The organism is Pseudoalteromonas pernae (genome assembly GCF_039831865.1).
GTDB lineage: Bacteria > Pseudomonadota > Gammaproteobacteria > Enterobacterales > Alteromonadaceae > Pseudoalteromonas > Pseudoalteromonas pernae.
Window position 1 is genome coordinate 424,107 of sequence record NZ_JBDODM010000004.1, and the last position, 13,412, is coordinate 437,518.

A 13,412-nucleotide genomic window follows, 5' to 3' on the forward strand; every position below is an offset into this window, starting at 1 on the left:
TCTTGATATTTGCTGTTGACAGAATTAGTCATTTTCGTGCAGTCTAAAGGCATGAATACAAATTACACAACACTGACCACGATTATTACAACCATCATCCGTAGCGGATAGTGGCATGGGTCAGTGCGCAGAATAAAAAGGCCTATGCTACGCAGCATAGGCCTTTTTTTTGGCTTTAAGCCAGCGAGCGTCACAGACTTACAGTAGTACCAAGGTTAAAGGGGAATGAGGAAATTATGCAGGTATTAAAATTCGGGGGCTCATCACTTGCTGATGCAAGATGCTTAAAGCAGGTGAGTGATATCGTAAGAGCAGAGCTCAGAGAAAACATGCTATTGGTGCTTTCAGCACCAGGAGGCATGACGGATTCACTGGTTGAGTTGGCGGAGTTAGCCCAGTCAGGAAATGGTTTTGAACAGGCGTGGCAACAGTTTTACGAGCGCGCGCACAACTTAAAGCGTGAAGTTACAGAGGTCGCAGGAGAGCCGAGTAATTGGCCTGATTTCAACGCGTTAAAGCAAAAGTTGAACGGTGTTGAGCTACTCGGTTTATGCCCTAACTCGGTCACTGCGTATGTAATCAGTTTCGGTGAGCGTATCAGTGTTGCCCTTATGCAGGCCTTGCTGCATGACCTCGGTGCTCATTATCTCTCGGCGCAAGAGGTGGTTTGCTCGGTCGGTGGTTACCTTGATGCTGAAGTCGATTTAGACGCTTCAAAAGTTAAATTCCAACAGTATTTAAAAGCGAATCCCGCACAAGTTTGTATTATGCCAGGTTTCACCGGCGCCAACGAGCAAGGTGAGTTAACAACACTGGGCCGTAATGGTTCTGATTACTCAGCTGCGGTAGCTGCGGCCTGCCTAGAGGCTGAAGTATGTCAAATCTGGACTGATGTAGATGGTGTGTATAGTGCGGATCCGAGATACATCACGAGCGCCCAAAAAGTAGATTTTCTTTCCTACAAAGAAGCGATGGAGCTGTCGTATTTCGGCGCCAAGGTGCTACATCCAAAGACCATCGTGCCGTGTGCTAAAGCAGGCGTGCCATGTGAAATCAAAAATACCCATGATCCAAAGGCGCCAGGTTCATTGATCAGCGATGAAAATGTGTCATCAGAGCCAGTAAAGGCACTCTCGAGCTTGCAAGATTTGGCTATGCTGACCGTGTCTGGTCCGGGCATGAAAGGTAAGGTAGGGATGGCAGCCAAGGTGTTTAGCGCATTGGCCACCGATAATGTCTCTATCGTGATGATCACCCAATCAAGTTGTGAGTTCAGTATCAGTTTCTGTGTCCACCAACAAGATTTAGCCTTGGCGCTCAGAGCGCTTGAATCAGCATTTGAGCTGGAATCTAAAGCGGGGCTGATTGAACCTGTTCAAGTACAACGTAATCTTGCTATCGTCACTTTAGTCGGTGACAACATGCGCGCACACAAAGGCTTGGCAGCAAAATTCTTTGCTTCTTTAGCTCAGGCCCAAGTGAACATCGTTGCTATCGCGCAAGACTCAACTGAGAGTTCTATTTCAGCGGTAATTGATGGCGAGCTATGTAATGACGCGGTGAAAGTGTGCCACGAAAACTTTTTTACCCATATTCCTTCAATTGATGTGTTCTTGCTTGGCTGTGGTTTGGTTGGAAGTGAATTGCTCAATCAAGTACAAAAGCAACAGCAATGGTTAAAGCAGCGTAATGTGAAACTTAAAGTGCGCGGAATTGCCAACTCTAGACACATGTTACTTAACAGTGATGAAGTCAATCTCGATACGTGGCAAGAGGATTTAGCCAATTGTGCACAGCAATTTGATTTGAAATTGGTTGAGCAGTTTGTAAAGCAAAACCATCTGATTAATCCAGTCATCGTAGATTGTAGCTCTTCAGGCGCGTTGGCTGCCCAGTATGCAGATTTCCTTAATTCTGGATTCCATGTGGTTGCAGCGAATAAAAAAGCCAATACCAGCTCTATGGCTTATTACCGAGAGCTGAAACTCGCAGCTCAAAAACACAACCGTCGTTTCCTATATGAAACCAACGTGGGTGCAGGCCTACCAGTGCTTGATAATTTGCAGTCACTGTTCGGTGCTGGGGACCAACTGCTTCATTTTAGTGGCATCTTGTCTGGTTCATTGTCCTACATGTTCGGTGTCATCAGTGATGGTTTGTCACTTTCAGAGGCGACGCAAAAAGCCAAAGCCAGTGGTTTTACTGAGCCAGACCCACGCGATGATTTATCGGGCACTGATGTGGCACGTAAGCTATTAATTATTGCCCGTGAATCAGGTCTTGAGCTGGAACTAGACGACATCGAAGTAGAATCTGTGTTACCTCAGGGATTTGCTCAAGGGCTAGGTGTGGATGAGTTTATGGCGAAGTTACCTGAACTAGATGATGACTTTGCTGACAAAGTATCGTCCGCAAAAGCACAAGGTAAAGTGCTTCGTTACGTCGGTAGTATCGATAACGGCAAATGCCGTGTGGGCATCGAAGCTGTCGATAGCGAACATGCTTTATATGATATACGCGACGGTGAGAATGCCTTAGCGATTTTGAGCGCCTATTATCAACCTAAGCCTTTTGTTATTCGCGGTTATGGCGCGGGTGCAGAGGTCACAGCTGCGGGAGTATTCGCAGATGTCCTCAAAACATTGCCACGCTAGGAGAGAGAAATGATAGAAGTATATGCTCCGGCCTCGATTGGTAATTTTGCGGTAGGTTTTGACGCACTCGGCGCGGCAATCGCGCCAATTGATGGTTCTTTGCTGGGTGATGTGGTGAAAGTCAGCGCCAGCGAGCAGACAGAGTTTGTGTGCAGTGGCCAATACGCCCATAAACTGCCAACCAATGCTGAAGAGAACCTTGCTTACATGTGTTTGGCGCATTTTAAAGAAACGGTGGCTCCCTCTATGCCACCAGTGCGTCTTGAGTTAGTGAAGAACTTACCAATCGGTTCTGGGTTGGGTTCAAGTGCCTGCTCTGTGGTAGCAACCATTGCTGCGCTGGATAAGTTTGCGCAAACACAATTGTCAGATGAAGCCCTGATAGAGTTAATGGCCGATTTTGAGGCGAAAGTCAGTGGTGGTCGTCATTACGACAACATTACCCCGTGCTTTTTAGGCGGTTTGCAATTGACTGCTGAACTGATCCCTGGAAAGTCTTTGGCCATTGCAACCCCTGACAATTGGTTCCCAGTGGTTGCCTTTCCAGGTTTTACCTTGAATACGGCTAAAGCCCGTGCGGTATTACCAAAGCAGCTTGATATGCATCACAGCGTTGAGTTTGCTCAAAGGCTCAGTGCATTTTGTACTTTGATGCTACAGCAAAAACCAGAACAAGCACTGGCTATTATGAAAGATACAGTGGCCGAACCTCATCGTGCGGCGCTAATTGAAGGCTTCAGTGCTGCGCAACAAGCATTGTTAGCCTTAGGTGCAAAAGCGGTGAGTATCTCTGGTGCTGGGCCAACCATTTTTGCCTTGTGCGACAGCGCAAAAATTGCAGAACAATGCGACCTGTGGCTTAAAGCACATTACATCAACGAACACGGCTTTAGTCACGTTTGCCAACTTGACTGGGCTGGCACACGTCAATTGAATGAGGAACAAAAGTAATGCAGTTATACAATTTAAAGGATCATGACCAAAAGGTGTCGTTCGTTGAGGCTGTTAAAACCGGTCTCGGTCGTAATCAAGGCGTGTTCTTTCCACAAAATTTAGCGCCTTTAAAAGATGTAGACGCACTACTGGATTTAGATTTTGTTACTCGCAGTGCCAAGGTACTGCGTCACCTATTGGGTGATGAACTCAGTGATGAGACGATTGCGCATATGGTCGAAGGAGCATTTACATTTCCTGCACCACTAGTAAAAGTCGCGGATAACCTTCACTGCCTAGAGCTATTTCACGGCCCTACTTTGGCGTTCAAAGATTTTGGCGGGCGCTTTATGGCGCAGTGCTTGGCGCAATTTAGTCAAGGCGAAAAAGTAACAATTCTAACCGCGACCAGCGGTGATACTGGCGCGGCAGTTGCTCATGCATTTTACTCTAAAGAGAACATCGATGTGGTGATCCTCTACCCAGAAGGCAAAATTTCACAAGCGCAGCAAAAGCTATTTACTACGCTAGGTGGTAACGTGCATTGCTATAGCGTCAAAGGCTCATTTGATGATTGCCAAGCAATGGTCAAGGACGCATTTTTGGATGAAGAGCTAAAATCACGCCTTGGCTTAAATTCAGCAAATTCAATTAATATCAGTAGGTTGTTGGCGCAAGTGTGTTACTACTTCGAAGCGGTGGCACAGTTACCTAAAGCCCAACGAGCGCAGGCTCATATCTCTGTACCCAGTGGTAACTTCGGTAATGTGTGTGCAGCGATGATTGCCGCTGTGATTGGTCTTCCTGTGGCTAAACTGTCGGCAACGACGAACCAAAACGACACGGTACCGCGTTACCTCGAATCAAAGCAATGGCAACCAAATGACACATTGGAATCACTGTCTAATGCGATGGACGTGAGCCGCCCTAACAACTGGCCGCGTGTGCAAACCATGTTGGATAATGGGGACTTTAGTTACGACGACTTTTATTCGCATGGTATAGATGAGGCAACCACAGCTGCAGCGATGAAGGAGCTTCAGGCTATGGGGTATGTCGCAGAGCCACACACAGCGATTGCCTATGAAGGATTAAAAGCAGACTTAGCCAGTGGCAATCAAGGGATATTTCTAGCGACAGCACATCCGGCAAAGTTTAAAGACAGTGTTGATGGTATCCTCAATTTGGATATTCCTATGCCAAAAGCCTTGGCTGATGCACTAGCTAAGCCCTGTTTGGCCGAGCCGATGTCGGCTGATTATCAACAATTACGTGAAGCCATGCTGGCGAAATTGGACTAGTTTGATAAGCTAGAGCCTATATTTTTTGTGGTTTACTTTTTAGTGACTCAATACCAAAACGGTCTTTATGGCCGTTTTTTAATGGATGAGAGACGAGAATGACTTCTTGGACCGATTTACTCGCAGAACAAAAACAACAGGCCTACTTTCAAGATACGCTAAATTATGTGCAACAGCGTCGCGATGAAGGGGTGAACGTTTACCCGCCCCAAGAGCTTGTGTTTGAGGCTTTCAGAGCAACCGCATTTGAGGATGTTAAAGTCGTGATACTAGGGCAAGACCCTTATCATGGCCCTAACCAAGCTCATGGTTTGTGTTTTTCAGTATTGCCAGGTGTGAAACCGCCCCCTTCATTGGCTAATATGTACAAGGAATTAGCGCAAGATATCGATGGCTTCACCATCCCTAAACACGGCTATTTGCAATCATGGGCGCAGCAGGGAGTGTTGTTATTAAACACGGTGCTTACCGTGGAAGAAGGGCAAGCGCATTCTCATAAACATTTAGGCTGGGAGGAATTTACTGATGTAGTCATCGAAAAGCTTAATGAATTCGGTGAAGGGATTGTCTTTTTATTGTGGGGCGCCCATGCACAGAAAAAGGGAAAGCGCATCGATACCACTAAACATATTGTATTAAGTGGGCCACATCCATCGCCACTGTCTGCGCATCGCGGCTTCTTTGGCTGCAAACACTTTTCCAAAGCGAATGAAGCACTTCTCAGCCAAGGCAAAGAACCAATCAACTGGTTGCTACCTGAGCAAGTGTAATAGGGTAGCGCAAGCGCAATTTTTGTTTGCGCCTGTTGTGTTTACGCAGAAAGTAGACGTAAAAAAAGAGCAACCTGGTTGCTCTTTTTTGTATGCTAGAAATCGAGTTCTTCTAAGCTAATGTCGTCGCTAAAAATATCTAGTTCTTTTAATTCTTTGCGAAGACGTTGCTTGTCTTTTAGTGCTTCAATTTCGCGCCATCTACGTTTTTTATTACGACCGGACGTCTTACGGTCTTCATGACCATCTATTATTTTTATTAGTTCGTTCAGACTATCCATGACACTCTCCTGTATAACTAACGCAATGAATCTATACCATAGAAAGTGCAAAAGTAAAACGAAATTGTTTATACAAGGTTACAAGAAAGTGATGTTTTTATTACAAACGCGCCAGCTTAGAGCTGGCGTGTTTATTTTGGGTATGGAAGGGGGAGTTTTATAGTGCTTTGAAGCGCGCCTCTAAATCGAGTTGTGCTTGTGCAAATGAGCGAATACCTTCAGCGAGCTTTTCTGTCGCCATGGCATCTTGGTTATGTAACCAACGGAATTCGCTTTCGCTCAATGGCGCAGGCTTTGCCGATACAGTACTTGGTTGAGCCAATAGGTACTCAGTGTTAGCCGGTAATTGCTCTAACTCTTCCAATAATGCAGGGCTGATAGTCAAACGATCACAGCCTGTCAGTGCAAGAATTTCACCCACGTTTCTGAAACTCGCACCCATCACGATGGTGTTGTAACCATGGCTCTTATAAAAGTCATAAATGCTGCGCACTGACTGAACGCCTGGATCCGCCAATGGATCAGTGGGCTTAGCCATACCATTGGCGACGTGCCAATCAAGAATACGACCAACGAATGGAGAAATCAGGTACACATTTGCATCTGCACATGCGCGTGCCTGAGCTTCGCTAAACAATAGTGTTAGGTTACAGCGAATGCCTTCTTGCTCTAACTGCTCAGCCGCTTTAATCCCTTCCCATGTTGACGCAATCTTAATAAGGATCTTGTCACGGCTTACGCCTTCAAGGTCGTATAGCGCAAGTAGTTGCTTAGCTTTGGCAATCGTTGCTTGGGTGTCAAAAGATAAACGCGCGTCAACTTCTGTCGAGATGTAGCCTGGAACGATGTCGGAAATCTCTTTACCAATCAACACAGCAAAATAATCACACGCCAATTCAAGTTGGACACTCGCATCATCACTTTGTGATTTTGCGTAGCTCCATGCCTTATCTAGATACGGTTTGTAAGCCTCAATTTCACTCGCTTTGAGTAATAAAGAAGGGTTTGTTGTTGCATCTTGCGGTTGATGCTTACGTATCGCGTCGATATCGCCGGTATCGGCAACAATAGTTGAATGTTGTTTCAACTGCTGTAGTGCTGTGCTCATTTGCTTTCCTCATTCCAAGCATGTGCGTCTATTAGGTTTATCTCACTGCGCATGGGGCTGGTGGATAAACACCATTAGATTAGGTTGTTAGTGTTGCACCTTAGTGACAATTAAGGGGAGGTCAATTGTCCGTGCAAAGATGTACTAGCCACAAATGTGGCAGAAATAGTGAATCAGTGGTGCGTCTTAAGCGCGCGGTTTCAAATCTAAATTAATGTGTGCAAAGTGCTTATGTCTTTGGCATCTCATCAATTTTATCGATGGTACTGATTTTTGAATAAAGCGTGATCTTTGCTTTATTTAATGTTGAAATTGACACTATTGAGAAGCCAAGTCAACAGCAAATATGATTACTGTAATTTCACCAGCAAAAAACCTCGATTATGAAACCCCAGCACCGATGCACAGCCATACTCAGCCAGAGTTGTTGGCGCACAGCGAAGAGTTAATAGAGGTGTGTCGAAATCTGTCTCCACAGCAGATAGGTAGCCTGATGAAAATCAGTGATAAATTAGCTGGGTTAAATGCAGCACGATTCAGTGAGTGGGCGCAGCCCTTCACAATTGACAATGCTAAGCAGGCTATTTTTGCTTTTAATGGCGACGTATACACAGGCTTGGATGCAAGCACATTAGATGATTCAGCAATTGAATATGCGCAGCAACATTTGCGTATTTTGTCTGGTCTTTATGGCGTGCTTAAACCACTGGACTTGATGCAAGCGTATCGTCTCGAAATGGGCACTAAATTGGCAAACCAACGCGGTGCTAATTTGTATCAATTTTGGGGCACCATCATTGCCGAAAAGTTAAATGAAGCGCTTGTGCAAAGTGGTGCTAAAGAGTTAGTAAACCTTGCCTCGAATGAATACTTCAAAGCCGTGGATAAAAAAGCGCTTAATGCGCAAATCATCACACCCATCTTTAAAGACTGTAAAAACGGTCAGTACAAGGTGATTAGCTTCTATGCCAAGAAAGCACGCGGCATGATGGCCCGTTATATTATTGAAAATGGTGTGCAGAATTTAGCTGGGTTGAAGAAGTTTGATTGCGCGGGTTATTACTTCAGTGAAGAAGCAACACTTAAAGCAAATGAACCCGTGTTTTTGCGAGAAGAGCAAAACTAAACATCAATACAAAAAAAGCGCCTATGGAGGGCGCTTTTTTTAGGACTTGGTTTATCAATAAAATTACTGGCGAGCGTAATTAGAAAACTCTCGCAGTGATAGTTTCCCGTCTTTGTCTTGATCATAGCTGCTAAAGCGAGACCAAAGAGCAGGCTCTTGTGCTGCTTCAGATTTACTGATAGCACCATCTCGGTTTCTATCTAACTCTTTAAAACGTGTCTCTATACTTGAAGCGTGAGCTTTTGGTGCGATTGCACCTAGCATAATTAGACATAAAGAGAGTACTGCAATTTTATTCATTTCAATTCCTAGCGCATTACCACGCATTCTATCTTTCAAGCGTAACCAATCTTCTAATAACCACCAAACAGAATAAGATTAATCGCCAAAATGGTGAGACAACTTGGATTTCAATCTCAGATTGGTGCCGTAAAGAGCGACTTATATTAACGGGAGATTAATGGTGCGACTGAGGCGTCTTTGCATCCAACTCGTGGTTTGCTTCATTTACTTGATGCGGTTCGCCAGCCATAAATACGGCACACACTAACAGACAGGTGACAATAATCACAATCCGGCGCACAGGGTTCTCCAATTCATACTGGCTTAATTAAAACTCAGTTATAAGTGCAAAGATAGGTCTTTAGACCGTAAAGGGGTCTCCTAAACAAATTTAGTGCCAATCTTTAAAGGTTATAAATATCAGTGAGTTACTCTGGTGAGTTAATGTTTCATGCCGAATACTTGTTGCCTTTTTGCAACGCACTCCCTTTGTGATTTTTTAACCTTATGATTTGTATCTATTTTTAAATGTCGCAACTTGGCAACAAGAGGTTGAAGTGATAGCTCGATTACTGCATTGGCGTCCTAGTCTGTTTGCACAATTCTTTATAGGCGTTGCTATATTACTTGTGCCTTTGGCATTGGTGGTTGTGGTGTTCTTGCAAGCGCTCGACAAACATATGGCAGACACTCAACAGATGGTCCTCAGTAGCTACCAAAAGAGTGAAGAATTTAACGAGTTTAAGCAATTGTTCCAGTCATTGGAGCGCGCGACGATGCAAAACTGGGTACTCAAAAGCGAGCGCTTAAGCCAAGCAGTGGAGCAGCAGTGGTTAACCGCTGAAACGCTCCTCAGTGAACAAACGCGTTCAGCGACGCAGTATAGTGAGCTTGTGCGTTGGCAAGAGCTGCGAGCGACATTTGCTGCGACTCGCGATGAGTTGAATGCAAGTAAGCAAGCTAACGCAGAATTGTTTAGACCCTTGCGGAATCAAATTAATGAGCACGGTGCGTGGTTACATGAGCACACGAAGAACCAAATTGCGCAAGCGCAGCAATCACTTGTTAATTTACAGCAAAGTTTTATTCATTGGCTGATGGCACTGGTTCCTATCGTATTGCTATTTGGTGGCGGTTATCTTTGGCGATTAAGCCGTCGCTTGGGATACTTATCACGTGTTATCAGTCAGTTGGGCCGAGGTGAGTGGGATGTTGATATCAAGCTCACCGGCGCCAAAGAACTCCGTGATTTAGGGCAAAAGCTGGCTTGGATGCAGCATCAACTGCAAAGTTTAGAGCAACAAAAAGACACTTTTTTACGTCATGTGACCCATGAGCTGAAAACTCCTTTAGCTTCTATGGTTGAAGGCTGTGATTTGCTTCATGAGCAAGTGGTTGGCCCGATGAATGAACAACAGCAAGATGTACTGGCTTTAATTAGTCAAAGTACTGAACGCTTGCATGTGATGATTCAAAATCTTCTTAACTACAACGCAATTTCTGCGCGCAAAACGAGTAGTCAGTCGTGTCAGGTGGCGCAGTTGCAATCCCATATTCAAGACCATTTTGCCCAGCGCTTGCAGCTTGCTCAACAGCATTTGCATTGGGTGATCCCTGAACACCTTGAAACCTTGCCGTTGGACCAAGAGTTAATACAAATGACCTTAGTGCAGTTGATCTCTAATGCGATTAAGTTTTCCGCGGTTGGTGAACGCATCGAAATCCATATGATGCAGGACAAGCAAGGGGTGAGTATTGAAGTACATGACCGCGGTCCAGGGGTATCTCCAACCGAGCAAACGCGATTGTTTGATGCCTTTTACCAAGGGCAGGCGGGTAAGAAGAGTTCGGTTGCCGGTAGTGGCCTTGGGCTTTCTATTGTCAGAGAGTGCGTGAACCAACTTGGCGGTGAAATTGGTATTCGTTCAGCTTCACCTAAGGGCAGTTGTTTTAGCCTGCAATTTAGCTCATTCGGTGTTGGAGCCTAGTATGTTCAATGGTTTAAAAAGTATTGCGATAGCCCTTAGCGTTACCGTGGTGAGTGGATGCCAACTCACCCCCACATCTGGGTCAACTAATGCTGCGGATGAGCCTGTAAGAAGTGCACCAAATCCTAAACCTCGACCTAAAATTGCCCCGCTTTACCCGACGGCAACTGAACTAGTGCAATGGCATGCGCAGCAATGTGGTGGTTTTACGTCGGTCAATGAAACAAAAGAGTTTGTTGGTGCGCCAAGGTTGAAGCAATTCTTCGCGCGTTTGTGCTTGCGCGGGCAAACGAACCCGCAAGAACTATTGGCTGAACTTGATGTGATCAGTGGCCAATATTACTGGCCAGAGTCGAGTGCGCGCTATTTTTGGTTGTTAAAACAACAACTCCAAGCTAATGCTCAACTGCAACAGAGTCTTGCTGTGCAACAAGATGAGCAAAAGCAAATGCAAGAAAAAATGCAGCAGACATTGTCATCACTCGCTGCCATTGAACAACAGTTACTACAGCGTGCGTCGCAGCCGCAGGAGAATAATGATGAATTCTAAAGCGAAAATTTTACTCGTTGATGATGATGAAAGTCTCTTAAAGCTGCTCACTATTCGTTTGATGGCTAATAACTACGAGGTCACTACGGCTAGTAGTGCCAGCCAAGCATTGGGCGAATTACAGCAAATGCAATTTGATGTTGTACTTACCGACCTGCGTATGGATGACATTGATGGTATGCAGTTAGCTGAGCAAATTCATATTCATTACCCAAGTATGCCTGTGGTGATGATGACAGCGCATGGTTCCATCCCTGATGCGGTTAAGGCAACCAAACAGGGGGTGTTTGCGTTTCTTACTAAGCCGATTGATAAAGATGAGCTCATCGATACGCTTGCTAAAGCGGTGCGTATGCATGGCAGCAGCGGCGCTCAAGCCAGTAATCATCACGATATCGTTACCCGTAGTGCAACGATGCATCATTTGTTAGAGCAAGTACGCATGGTTGGTGCAACTGATGTAAACGTGCTTATTTCAGGTGCCAGTGGTACGGGTAAAGAGCTATTGGCGAAGGCGATTCATAAGAGCAGCAATGTAAGTGACGGCCCGTTTGTTGCCATCAATTGTGGTGCTGTGCCTGCTGAGCTACTGGAGTCGCAACTGTTTGGCCATAAAAAAGGCGCATTTACAGGCGCAACGTCCGATCATGTTGGGTTATTCTCGCAAGCGCAAAATGGCACTCTGTTTCTTGACGAAATAGGTGATATGCCACTGAATTTACAAGTTAAGTTACTGCGTGTGTTGCAGGAAAAAACAATTCGTCCAGTGGGGCACAGCGAAGAGATCCCCGTTAATGTGCGTGTGCTGTCCGCAACCCATAAAAACCTTCCCGCAGCTATTGCTGATAAGACCTTTCGAGAAGATTTATACTATCGCTTAAATGTCGTGAATTTACGTTTGCCCTCTTTAAATGAAAGGCGTGAAGATATCTCTTTACTGGCCCCTCATTTTTGTGAACAAATCGCGCAGCGCCAAGGGCAGGGCGTAAAGCGCTTTAGCGATGATGCGATGGATTTATTGCTACGCCATGACTGGCCTGGAAATATCCGCCAATTACAGAACGTTGTAGAACAAGTGGTGGCACTGAGCCCAGGTGTGCTGATCAGTGCACAGCAAGTAGCGATGGCTTTGCAATGTGAACTCGAAGCCAGTTCACCTATCGCCTTAAATGAAGCGAAAAAGCAATTCGAACGACAATATCTTATCAATGTCCTGAAAATGGTTGAAGGGAACGTCGCGCAGGCTGCAAATCTGGCAAAACGAAACCGTAGCGATTTCTATAAGTTGATTAAAAAGCACGATATCGATGTAGAACAATTCAGTGTGCACTAGTTAATCAGTGTATTAGTTAATGCTGCTAGAGCTCTAATTTTGTTAACTATTTAGGTGTATAAGACGTATACTCACTGGCATTGCAAATCAATGGGAGTGAGTAATGCAACTGTTTTTAGTTTACTTGGGTGGGCGTGTTGAAGGTTGCCATATCGAAATGCATGACGTGCGTTTTGTAGTGGGGGAGTCCATCGAGCAAACCTATTCTAAGTTAAAGGCTCAATGGGTAGGCAGTAAAAATAATGTGCACATGGATAGCTACATGGCCGTGCATGATATCGATGGCTTTTCAGTGTCTATCAGTGATAAACCGCAAAATCGACCTGAGCGACTCTACTTTGTTAACCTCGGTGCTTACGAGGAAGATAAACTGGCAGAACAACACGCCTTCACCTTGACTGTTGCGCACAGTGCTGAGCAGGCAAAACAGCAAGTTAAACAACGCTTTTTAGCTGGGATGAGTCATCAACACAAAGACGATCTCCATGAAGTAGATGATTGTTTCGCATTGGATTTGTTAGATAGCCAATATCATATTCATTTAACGCCAAGCGGCCGTTCTCAGAGTATGCGACCAGATTGGTTCGGCTACCACGTATTATAAGCAAACTGAATTATCACTAATTCATATCAGAATTGAGAACGTTATTCGTCGTCTTGGCGTTCTTGTTTAATCGCCATACGAATAGCCAAAATGACGAGTGCAAATAACGCAAATGGCAATGCCGCAAGAGCATATTCGACAATGTGGCTATCTTGATAGTTTGGTTGTAAAACAAAATGCCCGCCGACGCACAGGGCAATAGCAACAAATAAAATGGGTAGAAGAGCGAGCTCTTTTTTGGCTTGATGTTTTTTCACGGGTAGCATCGATTAATAGCAGTGGGGACTATTATATTGATTTTGCTACCATCATGCAGCTTCTTCTTTTTCCATAGGCTCCAGCTGTTGTGGTTGAGGTTCTTGTTGGGCACTCTCACTCTCTTGAAACATCATAAAAATGTATTCGAGTTCCTCAGGTTGTAAAATATCACTGTGCATGCACTCTCCGTAAGTAATGACTAACTTACGGCATATGTTAAGTAA

The 13,412-nt window shown here is 45.0% G+C and carries 14 protein-coding genes; 9 read left to right on the plus strand and 5 right to left on the minus strand.

Features of this window, described 5'->3' with window-relative positions:
• Positions 1 to 236 precede the first annotated feature (236 nt).
• The 4 genes from thrA (at position 237) to ung (ending at position 5,658) form a co-directional block, all read left to right on the plus strand.
• Positions 237 to 2,654 carry a bifunctional aspartate kinase/homoserine dehydrogenase I gene (gene thrA / locus V1358_RS12210; RefSeq protein WP_347393701.1) on the plus strand — a complete coding sequence of 806 codons (2,418 nt, stop codon included), beginning with the start codon at positions 237 to 239 and terminating at the stop codon, positions 2,652 to 2,654.
• Between the two features lie 9 nt (positions 2,655 to 2,663).
• Positions 2,664 to 3,605, plus strand: coding sequence for a homoserine kinase (gene thrB / locus V1358_RS12215; protein ID WP_347393702.1), 942 nt, complete (start codon positions 2,664 to 2,666; stop codon positions 3,603 to 3,605).
• The gene (thrC, locus tag V1358_RS12220) at positions 3,605 to 4,888 is read left to right on the plus strand and encodes a threonine synthase (protein WP_347393703.1); all 1,284 of its coding nucleotides are present in this window, start codon (positions 3,605 to 3,607) and stop codon (positions 4,886 to 4,888) included. The genes thrB and thrC overlap by 1 nt, the downstream gene beginning before the upstream one ends.
• Before the next feature lie 98 nt (positions 4,889 to 4,986).
• Positions 4,987 to 5,658 carry a uracil-DNA glycosylase gene (gene ung / locus V1358_RS12225; RefSeq protein ID WP_347393704.1) on the plus strand — a complete coding sequence of 224 codons (672 nt, stop codon included), beginning with the start codon at positions 4,987 to 4,989 and terminating at the stop codon, positions 5,656 to 5,658.
• Between the two features lie 95 nt (positions 5,659 to 5,753).
• Here ung and V1358_RS12230 read toward each other — a convergent pair whose 3' ends face one another.
• Both V1358_RS12230 and tal read right to left on the minus strand, forming a co-directional pair.
• Positions 5,754 to 5,939 carry a DUF3545 family protein gene (locus V1358_RS12230; protein ID WP_347393705.1) on the minus strand — a complete coding sequence of 62 codons (186 nt, stop codon included), beginning with the start codon at positions 5,937 to 5,939 and terminating at the stop codon, positions 5,754 to 5,756.
• Positions 5,940 to 6,096: 157 nt separating this feature from the next.
• Positions 6,097 to 7,047 (minus strand): transaldolase, encoded by a 951-nt coding sequence (gene tal, locus V1358_RS12235; protein ID WP_347393706.1) that lies wholly within the window; start codon positions 7,045 to 7,047, stop codon positions 6,097 to 6,099.
• Positions 7,048 to 7,393: 346 nt separating this feature from the next.
• Here tal and yaaA point away from each other — a divergent pair, with 346 nt between their 5' ends.
• Positions 7,394 to 8,173 carry a peroxide stress protein YaaA gene (gene yaaA, locus V1358_RS12240; protein ID WP_347393707.1) on the plus strand — a complete coding sequence of 260 codons (780 nt, stop codon included), beginning with the start codon at positions 7,394 to 7,396 and terminating at the stop codon, positions 8,171 to 8,173.
• Between the two features lie 63 nt (positions 8,174 to 8,236).
• Here yaaA and V1358_RS12245 read toward each other — a convergent pair whose 3' ends face one another.
• Positions 8,237 to 8,473, minus strand: a complete 237-nt coding sequence (locus V1358_RS12245) for an EF-hand domain-containing protein (RefSeq protein WP_347393708.1) — start codon at positions 8,471 to 8,473, stop codon at positions 8,237 to 8,239.
• Positions 8,474 to 9,012: 539 nt separating this feature from the next.
• Here V1358_RS12245 and V1358_RS12250 point away from each other — a divergent pair.
• The 4 genes from V1358_RS12250 (at position 9,013) to V1358_RS12265 (ending at position 12,930) form a co-directional block, all read left to right on the plus strand.
• The gene (locus tag V1358_RS12250; RefSeq protein WP_347393709.1) at positions 9,013 to 10,443 is read left to right on the plus strand and encodes a sensor histidine kinase; all 1,431 of its coding nucleotides are present in this window, start codon (positions 9,013 to 9,015) and stop codon (positions 10,441 to 10,443) included.
• 1 nt (position 10,444) lies between these two features.
• Positions 10,445 to 10,993: a hypothetical protein gene (locus tag V1358_RS12255; RefSeq protein ID WP_347393710.1), complete on the plus strand. Its 549-nt coding sequence runs from the start codon at positions 10,445 to 10,447 to the stop codon at positions 10,991 to 10,993.
• The gene (locus V1358_RS12260; RefSeq protein WP_347393711.1) at positions 10,980 to 12,326 is read left to right on the plus strand and encodes a sigma-54-dependent transcriptional regulator; all 1,347 of its coding nucleotides are present in this window, start codon (positions 10,980 to 10,982) and stop codon (positions 12,324 to 12,326) included. Before V1358_RS12255 ends, V1358_RS12260 begins: the two co-directional genes overlap by 14 nt.
• Before the next feature lie 103 nt (positions 12,327 to 12,429).
• Positions 12,430 to 12,930, plus strand: a complete 501-nt coding sequence (locus V1358_RS12265) for a DUF1543 domain-containing protein (protein ID WP_347391561.1) — start codon at positions 12,430 to 12,432, stop codon at positions 12,928 to 12,930.
• 41 nt (positions 12,931 to 12,971) lie between these two features.
• Here the strand turns inward: V1358_RS12265 and V1358_RS12270 are convergent, their stop codons facing one another.
• Both V1358_RS12270 and V1358_RS12275 read right to left on the minus strand, forming a co-directional pair.
• The gene (locus V1358_RS12270) at positions 12,972 to 13,187 is read right to left on the minus strand and encodes a hypothetical protein (protein ID WP_347391560.1); all 216 of its coding nucleotides are present in this window, start codon (positions 13,185 to 13,187) and stop codon (positions 12,972 to 12,974) included.
• 51 nt (positions 13,188 to 13,238) lie between these two features.
• Complete coding sequence (locus V1358_RS12275) at positions 13,239 to 13,367, minus strand: hypothetical protein (protein WP_347393712.1); 129 nt, start codon at positions 13,365 to 13,367, stop codon at positions 13,239 to 13,241.
• Positions 13,368 to 13,412: the final 45 nt, after the last annotated feature.